21 protein-coding genes, 1 tRNA gene and 1 pseudogene are annotated in these 22,817 nt (G+C 64.1%); 12 read left to right on the top strand and 11 right to left on the bottom strand.

The genetic code is table 11. The annotated features are described in order from the left end of the window. Positions 1–5: 5 nt before the first annotated feature. A complete protein-coding gene (locus E3374_RS02715; RefSeq protein WP_136687499.1) occupies positions 6–1,424 on the bottom strand; it encodes a single-stranded DNA binding protein in 1,419 nt (472 codons plus the stop codon). 85 nt (positions 1,425–1,509) lie between these two features. Further along, positions 1,510–2,190 (bottom strand): twin-arginine translocation signal domain-containing protein, encoded by a 681-nt coding sequence (locus E3374_RS02720; protein WP_136687501.1) that lies wholly within the window; start codon positions 2,188–2,190, stop codon positions 1,510–1,512. A 129-nt stretch (positions 2,191–2,319) separates the two neighbouring features. Here E3374_RS02720 and E3374_RS02725 point away from each other — a divergent pair. The 4 genes from E3374_RS02725 to E3374_RS02740 all read left to right on the top strand — a co-directional run bounded on the left by E3374_RS02725 (position 2,320) and on the right by E3374_RS02740 (position 5,746). Continuing rightward, a tRNA-Arg gene (locus E3374_RS02725) sits at positions 2,320–2,392 on the top strand. A gap of 318 nt (positions 2,393–2,710) precedes the next feature. Further along, positions 2,711–4,099, top strand: coding sequence for a hypothetical protein (locus E3374_RS02730; RefSeq protein WP_136687503.1), 1,389 nt, complete (start codon positions 2,711–2,713; stop codon positions 4,097–4,099). Positions 4,100–4,248: 149 nt separating this feature from the next. Further along, a complete protein-coding gene (gene eif1A / locus E3374_RS02735; RefSeq protein ID WP_135663596.1) occupies positions 4,249–4,533 on the top strand; it encodes a translation initiation factor eIF-1A in 285 nt (94 codons plus the stop codon). A 157-nt stretch (positions 4,534–4,690) separates the two neighbouring features. Next, on the top strand, positions 4,691–5,746 hold the full coding sequence (locus E3374_RS02740; RefSeq protein WP_136687505.1) for a hypothetical protein: 1,056 nt from the start codon (positions 4,691–4,693) through the stop codon (positions 5,744–5,746). A gap of 140 nt (positions 5,747–5,886) precedes the next feature. On the opposite strand, the gene E3374_RS02745 is transcribed toward E3374_RS02740, so the two are convergent. The 4 genes from E3374_RS02745 to E3374_RS02760 all read right to left on the bottom strand — a co-directional run bounded on the left by E3374_RS02745 (position 5,887) and on the right by E3374_RS02760 (position 9,783). Next, positions 5,887–8,070, bottom strand: a complete 2,184-nt coding sequence (locus E3374_RS02745; protein WP_136687506.1) for a type B DNA-directed DNA polymerase — start codon at positions 8,068–8,070, stop codon at positions 5,887–5,889. Continuing rightward, on the bottom strand, positions 8,054–8,299 hold the full coding sequence (locus E3374_RS02750) for a hypothetical protein (protein WP_136687507.1): 246 nt from the start codon (positions 8,297–8,299) through the stop codon (positions 8,054–8,056). The genes E3374_RS02745 and E3374_RS02750 overlap by 17 nt, the downstream gene beginning before the upstream one ends. Positions 8,300–8,302: 3 nt before the next feature. Then, complete coding sequence (locus E3374_RS02755; protein ID WP_136687508.1) at positions 8,303–8,947, bottom strand: hypothetical protein; 645 nt, start codon at positions 8,945–8,947, stop codon at positions 8,303–8,305. A gap of 125 nt (positions 8,948–9,072) precedes the next feature. Further along, positions 9,073–9,783, bottom strand: a complete 711-nt coding sequence (locus tag E3374_RS02760; RefSeq protein WP_136687509.1) for a hypothetical protein — start codon at positions 9,781–9,783, stop codon at positions 9,073–9,075. Positions 9,784–9,868: 85 nt separating this feature from the next. Between E3374_RS02760 and E3374_RS17525 the strand changes: the two are divergent. The 4 genes and pseudogenes from E3374_RS17525 to E3374_RS02780 form a co-directional block, all read left to right on the top strand. Further along, positions 9,869–10,301 (top strand): annotated as a pseudogene (locus tag E3374_RS17525) (inorganic phosphate transporter); the annotation flags it as partial. 111 nt (positions 10,302–10,412) lie between these two features. Continuing rightward, complete coding sequence (locus E3374_RS02770; protein ID WP_136687510.1) at positions 10,413–11,495, top strand: lysylphosphatidylglycerol synthase transmembrane domain-containing protein; 1,083 nt, start codon at positions 10,413–10,415, stop codon at positions 11,493–11,495. Positions 11,496–11,571: 76 nt separating this feature from the next. Further along, positions 11,572–12,192: a class I SAM-dependent methyltransferase gene (locus E3374_RS02775; RefSeq protein ID WP_136687511.1), complete on the top strand. Its 621-nt coding sequence runs from the start codon at positions 11,572–11,574 to the stop codon at positions 12,190–12,192. Between the two features lie 139 nt (positions 12,193–12,331). Continuing rightward, on the top strand, positions 12,332–13,015 hold the full coding sequence (locus E3374_RS02780; protein WP_248299388.1) for a 7-cyano-7-deazaguanine synthase: 684 nt from the start codon (positions 12,332–12,334) through the stop codon (positions 13,013–13,015). A 36-nt stretch (positions 13,016–13,051) separates the two neighbouring features. On the opposite strand, the gene E3374_RS02785 is transcribed toward E3374_RS02780, so the two are convergent. Then, positions 13,052–13,537, bottom strand: a complete 486-nt coding sequence (locus tag E3374_RS02785) for a dihydrofolate reductase (RefSeq protein ID WP_136687513.1) — start codon at positions 13,535–13,537, stop codon at positions 13,052–13,054. 418 nt (positions 13,538–13,955) lie between these two features. Here E3374_RS02785 and E3374_RS02790 point away from each other — a divergent pair, with 418 nt between their 5' ends. Further along, complete coding sequence (locus tag E3374_RS02790) at positions 13,956–15,233, top strand: outer membrane protein assembly factor BamB family protein (protein WP_248299375.1); 1,278 nt, start codon at positions 13,956–13,958, stop codon at positions 15,231–15,233. Between the two features lie 77 nt (positions 15,234–15,310). On the opposite strand, the gene E3374_RS02795 is transcribed toward E3374_RS02790, so the two are convergent. Further along, positions 15,311–16,426 carry a CapA family protein gene (locus tag E3374_RS02795; protein WP_136687515.1) on the bottom strand — a complete coding sequence of 372 codons (1,116 nt, stop codon included), beginning with the start codon at positions 16,424–16,426 and terminating at the stop codon, positions 15,311–15,313. Positions 16,427–16,601: 175 nt separating this feature from the next. Here E3374_RS02795 and E3374_RS02800 point away from each other — a divergent pair, with 175 nt between their 5' ends. After that, on the top strand, positions 16,602–17,027 hold the full coding sequence (locus E3374_RS02800) for a universal stress protein (RefSeq protein ID WP_136687516.1): 426 nt from the start codon (positions 16,602–16,604) through the stop codon (positions 17,025–17,027). Positions 17,028–17,280: 253 nt separating this feature from the next. Here the strand turns inward: E3374_RS02800 and E3374_RS02805 are convergent, their stop codons facing one another. Beyond that, positions 17,281–18,318 carry a phytoene/squalene synthase family protein gene (locus E3374_RS02805; protein ID WP_136687517.1) on the bottom strand — a complete coding sequence of 346 codons (1,038 nt, stop codon included), beginning with the start codon at positions 18,316–18,318 and terminating at the stop codon, positions 17,281–17,283. Between the two features lie 145 nt (positions 18,319–18,463). Here E3374_RS02805 and rtcA point away from each other — a divergent pair, with 145 nt between their 5' ends. Then, complete coding sequence (gene rtcA, locus E3374_RS02810; RefSeq protein WP_136687518.1) at positions 18,464–19,483, top strand: RNA 3'-terminal phosphate cyclase; 1,020 nt, start codon at positions 18,464–18,466, stop codon at positions 19,481–19,483. A 41-nt stretch (positions 19,484–19,524) separates the two neighbouring features. Here rtcA and E3374_RS02815 read toward each other — a convergent pair whose 3' ends face one another. After that, positions 19,525–20,538: an aldo/keto reductase gene (locus tag E3374_RS02815; RefSeq protein ID WP_136687519.1), complete on the bottom strand. Its 1,014-nt coding sequence runs from the start codon at positions 20,536–20,538 to the stop codon at positions 19,525–19,527. A 132-nt stretch (positions 20,539–20,670) separates the two neighbouring features. Between E3374_RS02815 and E3374_RS02820 the strand changes: the two genes are divergently transcribed. After that, complete coding sequence (locus tag E3374_RS02820) at positions 20,671–21,669, top strand: SIS domain-containing protein (protein WP_136687520.1); 999 nt, start codon at positions 20,671–20,673, stop codon at positions 21,667–21,669. A gap of 34 nt (positions 21,670–21,703) precedes the next feature. Here the strand turns inward: E3374_RS02820 and E3374_RS02825 are convergent, their stop codons facing one another. After that, positions 21,704–22,717, bottom strand: a complete 1,014-nt coding sequence (locus E3374_RS02825; RefSeq protein ID WP_136687521.1) for a deoxyhypusine synthase — start codon at positions 22,715–22,717, stop codon at positions 21,704–21,706. Positions 22,718–22,817 lie beyond the last annotated feature (100 nt).

Here is a 22,817-nt window from a genome sequence, read left to right on the forward strand (position 1 = left end):
TCGTCTCAGAACAGTTCTTCGGCCTCGATGTCGCCCTCGCGCCGTCGCCCGCGGACTGTCACTTCCTCGCCCAGCCGCACCGACTCGTTCGTCTCGACGGTGACGGTCTCTTCGCCGTCGTCGACGATCACCGGATCACCCGTCTGGACGACCGTCCCGGTGAACTCGACCTGCGTTCCGTCGTCTGTACTGTCCTCGGTGGTCGCACTCTCGGAAGCGTCACCGCTCTCGTCGGCGAAGTCTGACAATCCGGTCGCGCCGTCGTCACCGACGTCCGAATCGGTCGTCGCGTCGGCCGCGGACGCCATCGATGCACCGTCTTCGAGGACGACGACTGTCGACTGCCAACCGGCCGAGGCCTCCAGGTCATCCTGCCACCCGTCCTGGATTTCGACGTCTGCACAGACGACTTCGTCGCCTGGCGCGAGTTCGCGGTCGGCCTTCTCACCCCACAGCGCGACCCGGATATCACCCGTGTCGTCCTGAATACGGACGTTCTTGACCTGTCCTTCCGAGCCGTCGTCTCGGTCGAACGTCCGTTTGGGATCCGTCGAGCGGACGACCCCGCCGATGTCGACCGTCTTGTCGATCTTCACCTCATCGATGGGAGTCGTCTCGGGAGCGTACTCGACGTCTGCGTCCGTCAGTTGCTCGACGGCGCCTTCTTCCCCGACGTGGACCTCCAGATCGCCGTCGCGCTCGCGGACGTATCCGTCGACGATCTCGACGGTATCGTCTGCGGTGACTTCTTCGACGGTGTTGGCCTGCTCGTCCCAGAGTGTCACCCGGACGCGTCCGGTCTCGTCGCCGATCGCCAGGTTGGCCACCCGCCCCTCCGAACCGTCGTCGCGTTCGAACGTCCGGATCCCCTCAGTGTCCAGTACCACCCCGCGGACGGAAACGTTCGACTGACCGAGCGTGAGTGCCTCGATCGTCTCGCCGTCGCCGGGCTCGACGTCGATCGTCGCCTCGTCGTCGGGTTCGGCCTTGTCGACGCTGATCTCCAGACCGCTGTAGCCGTCCTGTGGTCGGCCCTGGATCCGGAGGACATCCCCGACTTCGAGTTTACCCTCGTCGATCGCGACGGCCTGTTCGTCCCAGAAGGTCAAGCGGACCGATCCAGTCTCGTCGGCAGCCTCGACGTTGATCACTCGGCCGTCCTCGCTCTCCCCGTCGCGCTCGAACGTCCGCAACTCGCCGACCGAGAGCACTTTCGCGAGGAACTGGACCTCTTCCATCCCGGCTTCGAGGTCGGCGATGGTCTCGACCTCGTCCTCGGTCAACTCGTGAGCGACGAGCATCGCCGCCGTTTCCTCGTCCGCTAGCCCCCCCATCTGTTCGACTTTCTCCTCGACCGCCTCGCGGAACGCCTCCTCGGAGACGTCGGTATCGAGGTCCTCGAAAACGTCTTCGATCGCACCCATCTGTGTACCGATGGGCACGGTAGCGGTCCGTTTAAGTATTGTCGTCGGCCGGCGTAGGACTGCTGTCGTGCGGTTTTCCGGCTCGTCACTCGTCGGTCGTCTCACTCGGGGGATCGGCACTGACCGAGCCATGGGCGGCACTTGCGACACCGTGGCCGTTGTGGTTGACCGAAGCGCTCTCGGGAATCTCTTCCTCGAAGGAGAACCGTCCTTTGTAGGCTATTTCAGCGATGCACTGGGCACACGCCTCGACATCCTCGCGGTCGACGGCTTCGACTGCGATAGTCAGGTGGCTCTCCTCGCGGTCGTACATGAGATCGGCTAATTGCGCACGCTTACAGAGGTCACTGCCGCTGATGATGCCCTCGACGAGGACCTCGCCAGTGTCGGTGTCGAACTCGATGTCCGTTTCGTTGCGTTCCTGACCACATGCCGGAGCTTCGGAACTGAACTCGAACTCGATGCCGTCCATCGACCCACTGTTGGCCCAACTGCCTTCTCCGGAACGATCCGGTTCAGTGGTCGTGCCTTCGCCGATTGAGTCGCCGTCGTCGGTGGTTTCGGTTGTCGTGTCGTCGGGAGTCGACGTGGCTGTCTCGGTTTCGGTCGGTTCGTCAGTCGTCGGAGTGTTTTCGTCTGTTGTGGCCGTCTCGCTGCCGTTCTCTGTGGTCGACTCGTTCTCGGAGGCCTCGCTGTTCAGACAGCCTGCGAGGAGACCAACTGTTCCCGCTGTCGCCGTCGATTCGAGGAACTGTCGTCGGTTCATACTCGGTCGAACGAGTCCTTGTCTAAAGGATACTTCGTAGTATCAAACAGGTGTTTGTTTTGATCGCTTACAGCCCGCAGGTGGTCGAACCGTAACCCCTTTATCCGGCACCGCGAAAGGATGAATCGAGTCCGGGTAGGGTAGTGGACTATCCTCTTGGCTTGCGGAGCCAGGGACCGGAGTTCAAATCTCCGTCCGGACGCTTCTCTTCAGCGCAAGAGACCGTGAGCGACAGCGAGCGGTCCGCGCTGAAGAGAAGCGAAACGGAGATTTGAGCAGCGAGTGGGAGGTGAGCGAGCGAACGGGAACGAGTGAGTTCAATCTCGGGTCGTGAAACGCGAACTCCACGGTACTGGCTTGTTCGCCGTCGACCTCGGGAGGACCCGCCAACTTCGGCCACCAGCGATTTACGCCGTGGGCGTCAATAGCGTGTCACACGTTATTTACAAACATGAGTTGGATACGAACGGATCACTCACGGGCACGAGATAAAACGCCGGACGGATCGGAGTGAATGCCCGTGGACCGGACCACGATCGCGCTGGCCGTCCTCGGCGTGCTCCTGGTCGGGGCAGTGGCCGGTGGGTCGACGCTCGTGGCCGCCGAGCGGACGGTCCTCGACTCCGGGTACGTGACCGGGACGATCGCCGCCGATGACCGCTACGAGGAGATCCGGGCACCCTTCGTCACGACCGTCCGCGAACGACTAGCTGAGGGCAGCGATCCGGTCCCCGAGACGACGCCGCCCGGGATCGAGGTTCGCCCGTTCGATCGGGAGGCCTTTGCCGAGTCAGCGGTCGCCGAGGCGTTCGGTCCGGCGCGGATCGACGACACGATCGAGGGGATGTACGGCTACCTGCACGGCCGCCAGGGCAGGGAAGTGTTGACACTCTCCCTCGATGACGTGAAGGCGGCCTACGCCAGGCGGGTCACCGAGGAGGCGATCGACATCGACGCGGCGGCGCTGGCGGACGTCGGTGGGGAGACCGAGGGGCCGATGGCGATCAACGGGACCACCGTCGAGCGCCTGCGGGCCAGCGAGTCCAGCTATCTGGAGACCCGCGCCGACTTCCGGGAGTCCCTGCCGGACGGGACCGACCGCGAGGCGCTGGCCGAGCGCACGAAGGCCGACATCGAACCGGCGGTCGCGGAGGCGACCGCGGACGAGGAACCGGCGGTCACCGAGGCGGTGATCGCGATCCAGTTCGCGACCGTCGACGCGCTCGCGGGTGACCTCACCTACGAAACCTATCAGGAGCGGATCGACGACGCCGAGGCCGACCTCCGGAGCGTCGCGGGCGACCGCGTGCGCGAGCGGATCGACGAACTGGCGCCTGAGACGATCGCGCTCGACGGCGAGGACGGCCCCGTCCGAAACATCGACGACACCAGAGCGATCGTTGGGACGCTCGACCTGCTCGTCTGGGTGGTCCCGGCGGTCGCCCTGGGGCTGATCGGACTCGTCTATGGGCTGACGCGCTCGATGTGGACGACCGCCCGGACGACGGGCGGCGCATTCCTCACAGCGGCGGCGATCTGTGTCCTCATCGCGATTCTTGCCGGGGACGCGATCGCCGCCGCCGTCGACGACACGTCCGCGGCCGACGGCGGGGACTTCGGTGCGGTCATCGGCTCGATCGTCGATGGGTTTCTGGACGCACTGGTCGTCCAGTCGCTGGTGGTGGCTGTCCTCGGAGTCGTTCTCTTCGGCGTCGTGTGGGCAGACCGGACCGGTCGTCTCGACGGCGTCCGTTCTGCCCTCGGCCGGGGTCCGGTGGCGACAGCCAGGGGGACGTCCGAGAACCCCGAGGCATCGGCTGTAACGTCGGTCACGAACGCGACGGATCGCGAGAACAGTGTCGACGAGGCGGACACCCGTTCGACCGAGGGTGACGACGAACCCGATTGACGGGGCCGCATGGCCGCCCCCTGTCAGATCACCATGCGCGCACTCTCGATCGGGCCGTAATTCAATTTTCGGTGGACGGTACGTATCCCCGTGATGCAAGGTACCACCGTTCCCGCATCGCTTTACCGTGCGGGGTGTCTATCAGGTGTATGAGTGAAAATTCAGGGCGACGGAACCTCCGGATGCCCGACGACGACGAGGTGTTCGCCGTGGTGACCCAGCACAACGGCGGCAACCACGTCGAACTGCAGTGTGAGGACGGCAAGACCCGCATGGGGCGCATCCCCGGGCGGATGAAGTACCGTGTCTGGATCGAGGAGGGCGACGTCGTGCTGGCCGAGCCGTGGGACTGGCAGGACGAGAAGGCAAACGTCGAGTGGCGCTACGACAACGCCGACGCCGAGCAGCTCCGTCGCGAAGGTCACATCGACTGATCGCGTCGTTCGTTTTCGCCGTGTGGCCTGCTCTGCCGACTGTGCGCCGGACCTCTCCACGAGTCACGACGCCGACCGAGCTCCGGTTTCCCGTCGAGTCCCGCGTACCGCACGCGAGCGGCGAGGACTTTTCCCGTCGCCTCCAGTAACCCCGGCCATGCCAGGTGCCGGGGACGCGCCGAGCGATCGGCTACGCGAGCGGGCCGGGGAGAGTCGGCTGAAACTCTGGCTGTTTATGGATGCCGACCGCTGGCTCGTCACCGGCTTCCTTGTCGCTTTCGTGTTCGTCACGCTGATCGGCGTGGGGTATTTGTTGCCGGCCGTCGAGGGCGCGATCCGTTCCGGGGACTCGGTGGATACGCTCTTTCAGGCACTGTTGACGGCGACGATCACCGGCGTCACGCTCGTACTCACGCTGAACCAACTGGTGCTCTCCCAGGAACTCGGCGCGGCGGGCGACCAGCGCGAGCGCATGAAGGCAGCGATGGCGTTCCGCGAGGACGTCGCCGACGCTGTCGGTGCGCCCGTCAGTCCCTCCCGGCCCGCCCAGTTCCTCCGGGCGCTCGTACAGACGTCCGGTGACCGGGCCCGGGACCTCCGGGAAGCTGTCGGCGTCGACACCGCCACCGGCGCGAGCACGCCCGACGAGCATCTGCGGGCGGCGGTCGAAGATCTCACCGAGAGCCTGATAGAGAACGCCGACGAGGTCGCGTCGGGACTCGACGATGCCCGGTTCGGCGAGTTCGACGTGATCGCCTCGGCGCTGGACTTCAACTACTCCTGGAAGATCTTCACGGCCCGTCGCATCCAGGAGCGCTACGGTGACGACCTCGACGAGGAGGCCCGGACGGCCCTCGAACGATTGATCGACACGCTGGAACTGTTCGGCCCCGCCCGGGAACACTTCAAGACGCTGTACTTCCAGTGGGACCTCATCGATCTCTCCCGGCACATTCTCGTCGTCTCGGTCCCGGCATTGCTGGTCTCGACGAGCATGATCGCGTTCTTCGACCCCGCCCACGCGCCGGCAGTCGCCGACGTCGAAATGCTGGTTCCGATCGTTGCAGCGACGACGACGGTCGCGCTGGCCCCGTTCCTCCTCCTGCTTGCCTACGTCGTCCGGATCGCGACGGTCACCAAACACACCCTCTCGATCGGCCCGTTCATCCTCCGGGAGACCGACGACGTCGCCGAAGTCGAGTGGGACCGCTGACGACACCCTCGTCATCGCCAGTCACCTGTTCTGCTCCTGTGATGCGTCCGAGAGACGGACTGTCCCGACCACAGAGATGGGGTTTCCGTTCGTACCCGATGTATTACATTGTATACTCACGGACGACGATCACCTGGTGATCACTCGAACGACGACAGCGTGGTGTTTCGCGTCCCGTCGAGCCATTGCCGGATGTCTTCCCGATCCCAGCCGAGGGGCGCGAGGACGCTCTCGGCCGCCCGGAGGAGTCGGTCGGCATAGAAGTCGGCGTCGTACGTCTCGGGCCCTTCGAAGGCCAGGCGAACGCGCTCGGGCCCCGACCGGTCGTCGTCGACGATCACGTAGCGAACCGACTGGCCGGGCGAGCGATCGACGCCCAGTTCGCTCGCCCGCTCAAGCGCAGCCTTTCCTCGGGTGGCTTGGTTGTACGTCTCGGGGTGTTTCGAGACGCGCTGGGTGATCGCGAGGTCCGCCGTGGCGACCGCCCCGCTCCGGAGTCGCCCGAGCTGGCGCGCGAGGCGCTCACAGACCGGCTGGGGCGTACGCTCCCGATCGAAGACGGTGAGCAGGTCACGCTGGGCGCGTTCGACGAACGCTGTCGTCGAGCGCTGGCGCGCTTCGATCCCTCGGAGTTTGTATCGATCCGTGTTGTCCTCCATCGCGTCGTCGTTCCAGCGTCCGAAGTACCGCATCAACGCCGCCCCACTCGATCGTTTGCGCGGGCAAAAAGCAATCCAGTCGAAGTGACTCTCGTGTTCGAGCGTGATCCCGATTTCGTCGCTGATCGCCCCGGCAACCTCCCGGATCGGTGTCTGCTCACGGTCCGGATCAGGAGTTACCCACAGGCTGTCGACGATGCCGTGGACGACGCGCCAACCCGCCGCCTCGACGTGCTCCTTGGCGGTGAGCAGACACTCGCGGGCGAAGGCGTTGATCGCCTCGTGGACCTCGATGCGGCCGAACTTCGCGTGGCGATAGCCCTGATAGCCGAAACAGGATACCAGTACCCACTTGATCGCCTCGATTTTGGCGTCGAGTTCCGGCGTCGGGCCGTCGCAGGCGCGGCGTCGCCGTTTCAACTCGCTTCGGTCGTCGAGCAACGGCCCGAGCACACTCCCGAGAAAGCTGCCCTCGACGGAATCACAGATGCTGTAGCCCAGTTCGGGGACGTCAGCGGTGTCGTGGCAGTCACAGCAGACCGTCTCCGGGGAGACACGGTGCTCCCGGATGATGTTGGGATACAGCGACGCGAAGTCGAGTTCGTGGACATCCTCGTGGACGGCTCCCGGAGTCGCCGACGAACGTTCGCCACCGACGTTGTCCGTCTCGGGCTGGAAGGAGAACCCACCCCGGTCGGCGGAATGCAGCGTTTCCAGGGACTTCCAGCGCTCTGTCTGGCGCTTCTGGGCGGGGGCGAGGACGTCCCGTTTCCGGGCTTCCCGGATCTCGATGGCGGTGAGAACGCCGCCGATGCTGTCGCGGGCGAGTTCCTGCAGCGGCTTGCCCGCTCGCTCGACGAAGTACTCCAGGCCGGCCATCGAGGACTTGTCGAGCAGGAAGCTGTTCGACCGGTCGACGATCGCCCGGCCGGGCACGGCGTAGCGGGCCGGTGAGTGACCGACTTGCCCGTAACTGACGTAGGTACTCTCGCCGGCCAGCTGTCGGTAGCCCGGCCGCCGGCCGAGGTCGACGCCCCGCTTCCCCAGCAACGAGACGAGCTCTGCCGAGGACACTATGAGCACGTCCGGGTCCTGTTCGGCGAGGGTTCGCTCGACGACCTCCCGGACGGTTTCGTCGGCTTCGATCCTTTCCCGGACGCTCTTTTCGTCTTCGCTTCTGTTTCCTTCGAGAGTAATATTCGACAGGTCGCCTTCGGCCAGGGCCGCGGGCGGGAGCGACAGCGATAGCGTGCGGAGGTCACGATTCGGCGTCGGATCACAGCCGGTGTCCAGGCAGTACCGGAAGCCGGGGTCAAGGTCCACGTCATACAGCGAGAGTGTGCCGGGGGCGTGCTCACGGCGCTCGCGCTCGCGGATCTCGCGGGCGACCTGCCGGACCTCCCCGAGACGATCGAGGTCGATCCGTAGCGTTGGGGAGCGTTCCTCGGCAGCCAGCGTCCGGTAGTGTCGTTCAGCCGTGACGCCGGCGACCTTCGGGTCGGCGGCGAGTTCGTCGGCGAGCCACTCGAGGTGACGCGTCCGGTCCTCTCGCGCGGCCGCGTACAGCGCCGGTTGGTAGTCGGCATCGACGATCGGTTCGGCTCCCGCACCGTCGGCGACCCAGCGGATCGGCGTCCCGTCCCGACGGTCAATCGTGATCGTCATCGGCCAGTCGCTGTAGTTCCAGTTCCTGGGCGAGCAGGACGCTCAGGACGAACGTCCGCCAGGGGTCGGCGGTGTTTTGCTGGCCAGCGGCGTCAGCGTGGGCCCGCGCTCGCTCGAACAGCCGGTCGAAGGCAGGCTGATGGCGCCGCCGTAGTGACCGCCGGAAGGGCTGGTACTCCGCCTCGATACGGTCGAAGGAGTCCCGGGCAGTCGGGCGGGTTCGGCCCATCGATCACACCCCCGGGATCGCCGTCTCGGCGATCAGTGGTTCTTCGGCCGCCCTCGCCCCGTCGGCCGTCCCGAGCAACTCCACCCAGTAGGGGATCGTCGTCTGGTAGCCCCACGGGCCCCAGTAGACGTCTGTCCCGAAGGCGGGACCGTCGACGCGCAGACCGGCGCGGGTCTCCGTAGCGTCGAGCGTCCGATCGGCCGCCGCCCGGACCCGCTCGCTGTCGCTTTCGGCGGTGACGAGCACCGGGCAGTCCACGGCGTCGGCGAGTTCTTTCAGGATTGCGAGCGTGGCCTCGAGCATCGTCTCGGCCTCCTGGTCGGGCACGTCGTCCTCGGCGTACAGCGCATCGAGGTTCGGTGCGACGACCAGCGTCGTCCGCGGGGAAACTCGCTGGGGGAGACCTCGGACGAGTTCGTAGTGCTGATAGCCGGTGAACGCGCGGGCAACCCGGAGCGTCGCGGCGGTCCGCCCGACCGCATGTCGGCGGATTACCCCTGGGACGGCCGCGTTCCGTGCATCGAGCCAATAGGCTGGCCCCTCGGTCCCGGCGAGGTGATCGCCGACCAATCGGTACAGCGCCGCCGGCGCGTCCCGATCGTCGAGGAACGTCACGCCCGCGTCGAGCGTCGGAAACTGAGCACCCATGGCCGGCTGTTCCCCTGGACGGGCCTTAGGTGCCAGCCTGAAGCGGGGCGAAAGTGAAACTGGCACTGATCAGCCGTTTACGTCGGTTCTGGACGGAAGGGGTGCCGTCGCCGGGCGAGTAGGGTCTAGGACTGTTTGCTGTCTTCGTCATACTCGTCGGACGGCTCGTCCGTCCCCGTATTGATCTCCTCGCTGACGGTTCGTTCGACCTCCTCGCTGACTGTGTCCTCTACTTTTTCGCTGACTGTGTCCTCTACTTTTTCGCTGACTGTGTCCTCTACCTTCTCGGTCACTTCCTCGCTGACCGTCTCGCCGACCTGTTCGGCCACCTCGTCCACTTCCTTGGTGACCGTTTCCTCGACAGTCTTCTCGACCTCCTCGCTGACTGTTTCGCTGACCGTTTCTTCGACCCGATCGACCTCTTCGCTCATGGTCTCGCTGACCGTCTCCTCGACCTCGTCGTGGACCGCTGCCTCGACAGTCTGTTCGACTTCCTCACTCATGGTGTCGCTGACCGTCTGTTCGACTTCTTCACTGACTGTGTCTCCGACGGTTTTCTCGACTTCCTCGCTGACAGTGTCTCCGACGGTTTTCTCGACCTCCTCGCTGACTGTCTCGCTGACCGTTTCCTCGACCCGTTGGGCCATCTCACGAGTCATCCAGTCGGGATCGAACCGCCCCATCTTCCAGCCGATGTGGATGACGTAGGCCACCAGTGCGCCGAGTCCGAACGCAACCCCGACGCTGGTCTCGGCGATCAGAATGATGCCGATCGAGACGAAGATCAGTGTCCCGTAAGCCAGGTCGACGAGAAAGTCGACGCGAGACGGATTCATCGTAGCCCTCCGACAGAGGGGACAAGCCGGTTGCTATCGTAATTCATACCCAACGATAGGAACCAGGGATAGGAATAACCCTCCGTTCGCGATCGCCCCGCGGACCCTGGACACGCTGGGCAACGACATCACGGATCTGCCGCTGACGGCGGCGATCGTCTCCTCGACGATCGTCATCGGACTCTCGATCATCGGCATCCCCGCGAGTTTCGTCATCATCGCGACGACCTCGATCGTCGGGCTGGGCCGGGGCCGGGCGACGCGAACGGCCTCTCTCCCCGAGGTGGCCCGCGGCGAGGAGTCGCCGAACGTCTCTGTCGGGGCGCTGGCGGCCGAGGATCCCGGCGAGGATGTGCCCGAAATCGGTGAGGAGTCGCCGACGGACATCCCGTCGGCGGCCGATCTTTTCGATCCCGCGACGACCGGCCGCGTGATCGTCATTGCAGAACGTCGTTCCGCTGTTGTCGACTGTCGGTGCTTACGCCAGTTTCACGCTCCTTTTCGCGTTCATGTGGTAGGTTCTAGCACGTTTGTGAGTCGATCGGAACTGCTCGCGACGGCTACATCGAGTTCGTCCGCAGGTTCTATTCACCAAGTCATTTATTGCCACGCCCGTCCGGGCCCTGCCTATGGGACTCGATCGCCCGCTGGAGAAGCGATTTCTCGGCACCCTCGCGCTGTCGATCGCCGCGTTGCTGGGCTTTCTGTACGTCTTCGACGCCCGGGCGATGGCTACGGAACTCCAGGGGGTCGCGCCTGTCCCGCTGCTCGCGGGATTCCTGGCAGTCCTGTTGGCGATGGCCTGTTGGGCCGAGTCGATGCGCCGGATCCTGCTCGCGTCCGGCGGCCACGTCCAACCGTTCCGGGGTTTTCTCGCCTATGCGACGGGCATGTTCGCCAAACAGGTTCTTCCGATGGGCAACGCTGGTGGCCTCCCGATCATGGCGTACGCGATCGATCGGGAGGCCGATATCGGATTCAACCGGAGTCTGGCGGTCGTCACGATCGGGGACTTTATCGGGCTTTGTTCGACGCTGGGACTCACCGTGGCCGGTGTCGCCTATGTCGTCGTGCAGTTCCCTGGCACGAGGCTGCTAGAGGCCGCGCTGGTCGGCGTCGCGATCCTCGCGGCGGCACTGACGTCGATCGGCGTGCTCTTGCTCTACCGGCGGAGCGTCCTCCGGTATCTCGTCCTCGGTGTCGCCCGTCTCCTCCGGGGGACACTTGGTCGGTACTCCGGCCGCATCGAGACGAGGTTCGCCCCCGAGACCGTCGGGGCTAGTGTCGACCGGTACTTCGAGACTGTCGACGCGGTCCGATCGGACTCCCGGTCGGTGCTGGTCGCGGTCGGCCTGGCGGTGGTCGGTTGGACGGCCTTCGCCGTCCCGCTGTACACGAGCGCACGTGCGGTCGGCTACCCGATCGCGTTCGGACTCGTCCTGTTCGTCGTCTCGGTCGGCGGCGTTGCGACGTTGGTACCGATGCCCGGCGGGCTCGGAGGCGTCGAGTTCGCGATCGGGGGGCTTCTCGTGGCGACGATGGGCATCGATCTGGCGGTCGCCGGTGCCACGGTTCTCGTCTACCGACTCGCCGTTTACTGGTTCCCTATCCTGATCGGTATCGGTGCGCTCCTCGTCACCGGAACCAGCGTCAGATCCCTGAACGCGAGCGTCGAGGACGTTCCCGGGCGAGACGATCGTGACGGGATCTGATAGGGTCTGCGTGTCGGGATATTTGATGGGATTGACGTGTCGGGGAACCTTTCCGTCCCGCGCCCGGAATTCCGGTGTGGATTCAGAGGATATCCGTCGCCAGTGGGCCGACCGGACCGGCGAGTACTCGCCGGCGTACTACGCACACTACGGCCCCAACGAGACGAGCGAGGCAATCGGGCAGTATCTCGAAGACACCGTCGGCCGCGACGCTGCGGTTCTCGAGGTCGGCTGTAGCTCCGGTCGACACCTCGCACACCTCCTCGAACGCGGATTCGGGACGCTCGCCGGCGTCGAGGTCAACAACGAGGCTATGGTCGTCATGGAAGACACCTATCCGGACCTGGCCAAGCAGGGAAGCTTCTACATCGATGCGATCGAGGACGTCGTCGGCGAGTTCGACGACGGCGCGTTCGACGCCGTCTACTCCGTCGAGACCCTCCAGCATATCCACCCGGAGGCCGAGTGGGTGTTCGCCGAACTGGCCCGGATCACCGACCTGATGATCACCGTCGAGAACGAGGGCGATGGCGATCACGACTCGGACGGCGAACTCGAGGTGACCCACGTCAACGACGAGTTCCCGCTGTATCACCGCGACTGGGGACGGGTGTTCACTGACGTCGGCTGTATCGAGGTCGCAACGCTGCCGTTGGGGAGGGATACGATGCGTGCTTTCCGGACGAATCTCGAGTAGGATCCCGGCCGGTGACGACACTGACAGCCGCTCAGCATTAATTTAATTCTAACTGACGTACGGGAATGAATAACGAGACAATACTTCTGGTTGTCTAATACTTATGCCCCGGACCGCTGAGTGAGTAACTGTGGTTCCAATGATAGAAGACCACCTCGACGTGGAGATTCCCGACAGAGTCGTCGTGATGTTGTCCGGCGGGATCGATTCGACGACACTGGTGTACGCTCTCGAACGGGAGTGTGAGGCGCTTCGAGCGGTCACGATCAACTATGGGCAGCGCGCGTTCGACCGATCCTACGGTGCGATAAACAGGCTCTCAGTCCAACTCGACGTTCCGGTAGAGTGCATCGAAGCGCCACAACTCATCAGGAGTCAGGCGGGATTCGTCGAGCACATGCACGAGGGGTATCGGATCATGCAAACGGAAGCGGCTGCACAGGGACCGGACCCCAGCGAGTACGCCGGCTCCTGTGCCGGGACTGCTCTCTCGGGTGTCTACGCCTATCACGTCGGTTTCGACGCGGTCGCCGAGGGAGCAAACGCCGAGGACATGGAGAACTACCCGAAACGGCGGGAAATCCACGAGTCGGTCTCGTCGGTACTCAGCACCGAGGGGACGGAGTTCACCATCTTCGCCCCGTTTCACGATATGAGCCGTGCGGAGGTCGTCGAACTGGCCGACGATCTGGATGTCCCGCTGGAAGCGACCTGGAGTTGCTGGGAAGACGAAGTCAAACACTGCGGTGAGTGTCCCGGCTGCCGAAACCGCAAGGAACGGTTTGCCTCGGCGAGCGTCGACGATCCAACTGAATACCACTGAACCCGAGCGGGGTGGAATGACCACGCACGGGCATTTTCACCCGGACGACGGCTCCGCCGGAACCCAGGTCTCGAGCGTGTAGCCGTCGTACCGTCGTTCGTCGACCAACCCCCACTCCTCTTCGTCGAAGTCGGGGAACCGGGCGTCGCCGTCGTACTCGCCGTCGATCCGGCTCAGGAGCATGCGATCGTAGTGCGGGAGGAAGGCTTCGTATATCTCCGCGCCGCCGAGTACGTACAGAACAGGTGCGTCTCCGTCCCGTGCCAGCTCGATCGCTTCCTCGACGCTGCCCGCGTGGTCGAGTGTCTGCTCTTCGTACTCTCGGTCCGTCCGGCTCAAGACGATCCGGCGGGCGCCGGGCGGGTCGTCGAACATCTCGAAGGTCCGGCGACCGATCGCGACGGTCTCGCCCGCGACGCGTTCGCGGTAGCGCCTGACTTCCTCGGGAAGGGTCCAGGGCAGGGTCGGGCCGTCACCGATGACGCCGTTCTCCGCGACTGCTGCGACGGCGATGGCGTCCATACCCGGGATAGACGACCGACGCCTATCAATGCCGTGCTGACCGTCTCCTTCAACGACCACGGAACCCGATCCCTCTCCCGGTGGGTCCCCGTCATCGGCTGCGCGATCCTCACGTGGAGTGTCCCGATCCTGTTCCCACCGACGTCCGGTAGCTCGATGGCGTACCCGGGGACGTCGATCCGGTCGTCGGGTTCGCGCTCACGATCGTCGAGGGAATCGTCGACGCCCACGGAGGGACGTTCGAGTCACCGAGACTGAGACAAGCGGCGCACCGTTCGAGATCATCGGCGTCGAATATGTCGCTGAAATCATCAGTAATATATTCATTATGTGTTTTTCTTCGGCCAGGCAAGTGGATTATTAGGCACTCCTCTGGAAAAAGAGACAGAGGATGAGACACCGAGTATCACGCCGTGAGGTGGTAGTAGCCAGTATGGGGGCACTCGCCGCCGTTGCCGGCTGCCAGAATCCCACGTCTGGTTTCAAAGGTGCTGATGTGGATTTCGAACGGCCGGACAGCGACGAGACGCTCGCCGGCCCCTACGACCATACCCGTCTCGAAGGCGTCAGCCAGTTTCGCGGGTCCCTAGAAAACTGGGGATACTATCCCGAGGAGACAGTTCCGGATGGGGTGGAAGTAGACTGGCGAATTCCCGAACACAACACCGGCGAACACACGGCGGCAAAAGCGAGTGCGGTACCCCTCTCCGGCGATGCGATTGTCTTCCCCGGAGATACGGGGTATCTGACTGCACTCTCCTCGGACGGTGACGTTCTCTGGCAACAGGAAACCGACATGAGCGGCAGGGGCATCCACGGGACGCCGGTCGTCGCGGATGGGACGGTGTTCATCGGCGCATACGACGGTATCCTCTACGGGTTCGACGCCCAGTCGGGCGAGAAACAGTGGGAGACGAAACTCGGTGGATCCATCGGTGGCAGCCCGAAATACGACGGGAACGCGATTTTCGTTGCGGTCGAGTATCCTGATCCGGACGGAAGTATCTTCGCTGTCGACCCCAATTCGGGGGACGTTCTCTGGGAGGACGACGAGAGCCGACCGACGGACCATCCTCACTGCACACCAGCGATCGATCCGAGGGCCAGTATGATGGTTCTCGGGTCGAACGACGGCCTCCTCTACGGCTGGGAGTACCCATCACTCGACTTCGAGTGGACGTTCGAAACAGACCCCGACAACGATACGAACGGGGAGATCAAGGCGCCGGTCGCAGCCTACGACGGCGCTGCATTCTTCGGCTCCTGGGACGAGAACGTCTATCGGGTCGACCTCGAAAGCGGAACCGAAGACTGGTCGTTCGAGACGGACGGACTCTCGATGGTGGGGCCGGGAGTCGACCCGACTCGCGACGAGATCTACGCAGGGAGTCACGATGGCAACCTCTATGCGCTCGATGCGCAAACGGGCGAGAAACGGTGGCAGTTCGAAACGGACCGGGCGCTGACCGGTAGTCTCACCGTGTGTGCGGATCGGATCGTCTTCGGCTCGACAGACCGGACGCTGTATGCCGTCGAAACGGAGACAGGTGAGGAAGTCTGGCGCGTCGACAGCGACGGTGCCGTGACGAGCACACCCCGTGTCCACGACGGCGCAATCTACTACGCCGAGCGGGCCCCGGACCCGGAAGACGGGGAGATCGATGGTGGCGCCTACAAACTGGTTGACGCCGCGTGACCGCGGCGTACCGTCACGAAATCTGTCATCCCGGGCAGCGTGATTCTCTCAGTGTTTGCCGACACGTGAGGTCACGGTCACCCCTCATCCAGTGGGATGGATAGTCCCCCGTCGGTGCGCTCGACGGTGGTTCCGAACGGTTCCGAGCGCTCCCGAACTGTTTCCCGTACCCAGGTAGCGGCCGCCTCATCGGCCATCGTTGCCGTCTGGTCTTCGATCTCGATGGGGACGGCCCGGAGTTCCTCGAACGATCCGTCAGCCAAGACCAGTTCGAACAGCGCGCTACGCTTGTTGTGGTACCCCTCTTTGTGAATGTAGTCGTCCACGAAATCGCCAGCATCGTAGATGATCGGACGTCCCTGGTAGACCTCGATACCCTGCAATACGTGAGCACTGTGGCCGTGTACCACGTCGACGCCGCGTTCGACGAGCCAGCGGGCGAAGACTTTCTGTCTCTCCCTCGGTTCCGTTTCCCAGTTCGGCCCCCAATGGAGCGAGGCGACGACGAGATCGGGGTCAAATTCAAATGCGCGTTCGATCGCCGTCTCGACTAGCTGGCGGGTTCCGGGCACAGACCGGCCCAACGGCACGTAGGCAGTTCCGGCCCCTCTCCCGGTCGCTGCGTACGGTCGGTACTGGTCGGTCAGCCCGATCGTCGCCATTGTCAGCCCGCCTATTTCGGTCACTGCCGGATCGAACGCCGTGTCGCGGTCGGGGCCAGCACCCGCATGATCGACACCGGCGTCCGTGAGATGGTCGCGGGTATCTTCGAGAGCCGTCTCGCGGAAATCGAGGATATGGTTGTTCGCGAGGGTGGCCACGGAGGCGTTTGCCGCCCGGAGTGCCGGCACTGCGAAGTCCGGGGCCGCACGGAAGTAGTAGGTCTTCTCCGGCCACTTGCGGCCGCGCTCAGAGATACAACATTCCAGATTCAACACGAATCCATCGAGCGTTCGAAGCCGTTCCAGCGTCGATCCCCACACGCCCCCAGGATCGTTGCCAGCCCAGTGGTCGTTCACGCTCCGACCCAGCATGACATCGCCAACGAACCCGATTCTGGCGTCCGTCCTGGTCATACTGTCGGTCGTTTCGCTCGTATCGGCACTGCTCCGTGTTCCGCTCTTCGAGACGCTGGAACAGCCTGCCAGTGCCGTCACGCCCGCTGCCAGCACCCCTCGGCGCGTCCGCCTCATCTGTCGGTACGTACGTACCGATGGGTCTCAAGTCCATCGTCATCTAGCCATTCGAAGCGGTCGTTCTGGTTCGAGTATTGCCTGACGTAACGAACGTTCTCAGATCTGTCGTATTGAACGATCCCCGTCTTATTTCGTGCTAGCGCCCATCTTCCTTGATAGGGGGTGTCATACCATGGTGGAGACCATATTGATCCCGACGGATGGCAGCGAGCACGCCCAACGTGCGGCGGCACATGCACTCGCATTCGCCGAGCGGGAGGGTGCGACTGTACATGCGCTATTCGTCGTAGAGACCGAGGGCGTAGAAACCAGCGACGTGGAAGTGCCGGCACTGAGTAGCATCGAGATCCTCACCAACGAACGCGAGGAATGGGGGCGGAAAGTACTCGCAGCGATCGCCCAGACAGCCGAAAAACGTGATGTGCCCGTCGAGACATCTATCTATCATGGGGACCCAGCCGAAACGATCCCCGAAGTCGCGGACGAAATCGACGCCGACCTTGTCTTCGTCGGCGAACGCGGCGACACGCACGAACACCGTGAGGGGACAGTTACCCGGGCATTGCGGCGCGAAGATGATCGCGTCGTCGTGGCCTGATGGATTTACCCGGCCGAGCAGAAAGTCACGTATCCTTTGTTTTTTTGAACGCGAATCCGCCTTTGAAATCTGAAATTATTCGTGACTTTGTTGCCCTTTATGAACTATGGCACGAATCCTGACGTTAGTTATGAGGCCTCGGCACTCATAGGGTTCGTCATCGCCGGGTCGTGACGCCGGCTCGGCCCGTGGGTTCGTCATCGGCCAGCTGAAGGTAACGATACAACGGACAAAACGGTTGTTCTCCCCAGAGCTACTCGGCGAGTGACCCGGCCCGCATCTCCCGACGCAGATCCCCGAGGGACGGCTCACCGTCTCCGGCGAAGCGAGCGAGCAGCGCGTAGACCTCTTGTCGGGACACTTTCACGCCGTCCTCGAAGACATCCTCCGGTCGGGCTTGTAATTCCCGGATCGTGCCGACGGCCAGCAGGAACGGGATCGCCCAGGCGGCGAGTGTGTTGCCACGGGTTTCGGGCATCGCTTCGAGCCAGGCTTCTGCGTCGTCGAGATACCCCTCGGCGCGGTCGGCGATCCGGGAGACGACTGGCACGAAGTCCGCTGTTTTCTCCGGATCGTCGATGTCCGCGGCGGCGAGGTCTTCCTCGGCCAGCAACCCCGCCGGCAGGTAGACGTTGTCCTCTTCTCGGTAGTCGCCGTCGACGTCCTTGGCGACGTTGACCAGTTGCAACAGCCGGGCGAAGGCGGTGGCGTTGTCCTCGAAGGCGTCCCGCTCGGTGGGCTCGACGTCGTCGACGAGCAGTCGGGTGACGAACGAGCCGATGGTACCGGCGACGTACCAACAGTACTCTTCGAGTTCTGCGATGGTCTGAATGCGGAGCCCACCCTCCTCGGCGTAGCGATCGACGAACTCCGCCATCCCGTCGGTGAGTTCACGAACCGACGGCCGAATGATTTCCCGGGAGGAAGCAGGCAAGCCCTGGAACGTCGCGACAACTCGCGGTGCCTCGGCGACCACCGTCCAGTCGGCGCTCGGGTCTGCCGGGAGCCAGGGATCGACGGCCGCCCGGAACTCCTCGATCGTCGTGTCGTCGTCCGGATCGAGCGCCCGGCTGTACGATCGGAGCAGATCGTATTGATCGGTGGGCGGGATGTGTGTGGCATCCTCGACGGTGTCGGCGACCCGACAGAGGAGATAGCCGACGCAGATCTCGTCGGCCATCGGCTCTTTCAGCTCCGCGATGGTCAGCGCGAACGTTCGCGAAACGTCCTGAACGGTATCGTAACACCATCTCATGTCGCTCGGCTGCGACTCGACCTGCTCGTTTGACATTCCGAATACGCACCCGAGGGGTTCCGTGAGTAAAAATCCCCTCCTGGATGTCGTGGCTATCACTGGTGGCACCTAGTCCTGGCGATCCCGCCAGGGGATCGCTCTCGGTCCCCACCTTCACGATCGAGCGGGTCCTACGGGGGCTATGATCGAACTCGACGGGAGCGAGGGAGGGGGACAACTTTTCCGGTCGGCACTCACACTATCGGCGCTCACGAGGACGACTTTCGAGATGAACGGGATCCGTGGTTCGCGACCTGAACCCGGGCTTGCCCCCCAACACGTGACTGCTCTCGAAACGGTCGCGGAGGTCTGTGACGCGACCCTCAAGGGGGCCGAGATCGGCTCTTCGACAGTCACGTTCGAACCCGACGAACCGACGGGTGGCCGTTACGAGGCGGCGATCGGGACGGCGGGCAGCGTGACGCTGCTGTTCGACGCTGTCCTCCCCCTCGCGAGCGGGCTGGATCGACCGTTGACGCTCACAGCGAGCGGTGGAACCAGCGTGGCGTGGTCGCCAACGATGCCCTGGTATCGCCGGGTCAAGCTTCCACTGCTTCGTCGGGCTGGCACCCATGCAGCCGTCGACGTCGATCGACCGGGTTTCTACCCGGCTGGCGGCGGAAGGGCGACGCTAACGCTGGCTCCGTCGACGCCGTCGAGCGTCACTCTCCGTGACCGTGGCGAACGTGAGGGCGCACTGGTCCACTCGACGGCGACGACAGACCTCGCGGAGGCCGACGTTGCCGAGCGCCAGACGAAACTGGCACACGACCGACTGGTGGAGATCGAAACCGACGTCGAGATTACCGAACGGACCACGCGTTACGTCGCCGCTGATTCGACGGGGGCGGTCGCCCTCGTCGTCGTGGAGTACGAGAACGGCGTGATCGGTGCTGACGCACTCGGAGAGCCTGGAAAACCAGCCGAGGACGTCGCCGACGAGGCCATCGACGCGGCACTCTCTGATGACGAGTCCGGCGCGGGAGTCGACGAAAACCTGGCCGACCAACTGATCCCGTGGCTGGCTATCGCAGGCGGTGAGATACGGATCCCGACAATCACGGACCACGTCGAGACACACGTCGATCTCCTCACAGCGTTCGGATTCGACGTCCGGATCGAACAGACCGATGACGAACCAGTCCTCGTCAGCGAGCCCTGAGATCGCGACGATCGATCAGCTGTTGTCTCGATCCGGTTGGATCAGGCGTTCGTTCTGTAGAGATTCCCGTCTTCGTCGTAGCGCGCTTCGAAGATACGGCTGAACTGCTCGTCACTCATCTCGACTTCGAGTGCCCCGAGGTTCTCATCCAGTTGCTCGACAGTGCGAGCGCCGACGATCGGTACACACGTGAAGTCGGGCTGGTCGATTAGCCATCCCAGAGCGACCTGGGCGGGCGTGGCGTCGACCTCCTCGGCGACCGCACGGACCTCGTCGAGAACGTGCCAGCCCCGTTCGGAGACGTACCACTCGGTAAACATTTCGTCGAGTTGGGCGCGTGTGTCCGCGGGCGCGTCGAGTTCGTAGGTCTCGTCGCCGACGCGTTCGTACTTGCCCGTCAAGAACCCGCCGGCCAGCGGCGAGTACGGTACCACAGCCAGATCTTGATCCGCACAGACCTCCAGGTACTCCGCGACGTCCTCGTAGTACGCCGCATGAAAGAGTGGCTGTGTGACGGTGAAGGCCTCGTAGTTGTTCACGTCGGCTTTCCAGAGGCCCTTGGTGAGTTTCCAGGCGTCGGCCGTCGAGAGTCCGACGTGGTGGACCTTGCCCTCGCTCACGAGATCGTCAACGGTCCGCAGGGTCCTCTCGATGGGCGTCTCGTCGTCGAAGCGATGCAGGTAGAGGATGTCGAGATAGTCAGTGTCGAGCCTGTCGAGGGACCCGTCGACCTCGGCGCGGACGTTCTTCGCCGAGAGGTTCTCCTGGAACCGCGATTCCTGGGACCAGTAGCATTTCGAGGCGACGACGTAATCCTCGCGGTCGCGCTCGGCGAGCCACTCACCGATCCAGCGTTCACTATCGCCGCCGCCGTAGCCGTTGGCCGTGTCGATGAAGTTGCCGCCGTTTTCCGCGTACGCGTCCAGCAGTTCGTGGGCCTCTTCCCGTCCCGTCTCGACGACGCCCGTCTCCTCGTGTTCCATGCCGAAGCGCCAGGTTCCGAGTGCGATCGGCGATACCTCCAGTCCAGTCTTGCCGAGTCGTCGATAGTACATCCCCGTGAAACTGCGATCGGCAGCGCCATAAATACCGGGCGTCCCGTGACGGATCACCCGAACCGATCGAACGTCCACGAAAGCGTTTTGTTCGAACGGGGACGATATTCAGTTTCTGTACAGACACCACTCATGACAGTCACTGACACGGAGATGCGCAAGGGCTGTGATGCGATCGAAGCGACCCTGGAAGATCGGGCGACTCTGTCGGTGATCGCCGATGCGATCTCGCCGGCGTCGACGTACTACTTCCTGGGTTGTGGCTCCTCCTACTGGGTAGGTACGGTCGCGGCCCGTCTGTTCCGGGCGCAGGACGCCGACGCGAGTGCGGTCTCGGCCCCGGAGTTTTACTTCGGCGAGTACCCCATCGACGGCGATACGGTCGTCGTCGCCTCCTCTCAGTCGGGCGAGACGACCGAGACGCTCCGGGCGTTCGAGGCGGCTGCCGACGCCGGTGCCCGGACAGTGGCGGTCACGAACACGGCCGGTTCGACGCTGACTGCGGTCGCGGACCACACCTACGTCACGCCGGCCGGAGTCGAGGAGTCAGTCCTCGCGACGAAGTCCGTCGACACTGCCGTGACGGCGGCCTACGTGCTGGGTCGTGAACTCGGCGACGATGCCGCACAACCCGACTGGACGCCAGAGACGTGCCGGGCCGTCGCGGACCGCTCGTATTCGGACGCCGTCAGGACGTTCAGGGATGCCAAGCACACCTACACGCTGGGGACTGGTGTCGACTATGGGCTGGCGGGCGAGGCTGCCCGGAAGTTCGGCGAGGGACCGCTGTTGCACTCGACGCCGATGCCGGCCATGGAGATCAGCCACGGACCCCTGGCCAACGTTGAGGGTGATCCAGTGTTGCTCGTCGTCAGCGATCCGTCCATCGCCCAACACTACGAGCCGCTGATCGGCGAGCTCCGGGAGGCCGGCGCGCGGGTCGTTGCGATCCAACCTGACGGCCTTTCGCTTCCGTGCGACGCATCCGTCGACGTGCCGGGCGGCGATCCGCAGTTCCTCTTCACCCTCAAGGCGATCCAGCGACTGACACTGAAACTCGCGACCGATCGCGGTATCGATCCCGACAATCCGCCGTCGCTGTCCAAACACATAGAGCGCGACGAACTCTGAGAAGGTGAGGGATCTGACCGGATATCGTCGCCAGTCACTCGGCGATCCGTTCGCGAGCTGCCGCCACGAGCAGCGGGAACGTGATCGTGGCATCAGCGTAGACCGAGGCGTTCCGGGCGGCCTTCTCGAGTTTCCCCCACGACCGGGCCTCGTCCAGTGTGGCCCCGGAAAGCCCCCCGGTCTGTGGCGGGTCCATCGTCAGTTGCACCGCGTAATCGTAGGCATCAGGGTCAACCAGCATCGTCTGGAGGACGAAGTTCTTCGGGACACCGCCGCCGACCACTAGCGCGCCCGCCTGCTCGGCCTCGTAGGCCTGATCGGAGATATCACTCATGTCTGCCAGCGCGTCGAGCGTGAACTCGCTGGTCTGGCTGTATATCCACGACTGAATCCCGAGCACGGAGTCCTGAACGGCCGGACAGTATATCGGAACGTCGTTCTCGTAGGCCGCGGCGGCGATGCCAGGCCCCTCCTCGACGTCATCACGTTCGTTGATGGCGGCGTTCGCTCGGCCGAGTTCTTCGGTCAGTCGCTGGATGCTCACCGCACCCTCTTCCTCCAGCACCGGGAAAACCTCCCCACGGAGATGTTCCTCGAAAGCTGCGAAGTGCTCCTGGGGGAGATAGACGTTGTAGATGCGGTCGACGCCTTCGTCGCGCAACCGCTCGTCGTGTTCGCGGGGCGTCCCGTCCTCGCTGACGGCCTCGCCGTGGTGGTGCTTGCCGCCGATCGCCTCGATAGTGTCGTGGGTAAGGTTCGCGCCGGTCGTCACGAGGGCCTCAACGTGACCGTCTCGGATCAAGTCGGCGACGATGCGACGCATCCCTGCGGGTACCATCGCGCCAGCCAGTCCGAGGAAGTTAGTGACGTCGTCTCCGAGCATCTCGCTGTAGACGTCGACCGCCTCGTGGAGGGCAGTCGCGCCGAACCCGCCGTCCCCGTACTCGGCGGCGAGTTCGTCGACGGTCATGCCCGCCCGGACCTCGGCGTGACCGATCGGATCGTGCTTGAACGTCTCGCGGTGGTCTCCCGCGTGATCGTTGGTCATATGTTCCGATCGCGGAGCCAGCCGCTAAAACGGCGCGGTTGACGTTGTCCCGTACTTACCGACGACGCGACCGATACTTCGCCGGTCACGCCGTCGAAAA

The organism is Halorhabdus amylolytica, assembly GCF_004944975.1.
Classification (GTDB): domain Archaea; phylum Halobacteriota; class Halobacteria; order Halobacteriales; family Haloarculaceae; genus Halorhabdus; species Halorhabdus amylolytica.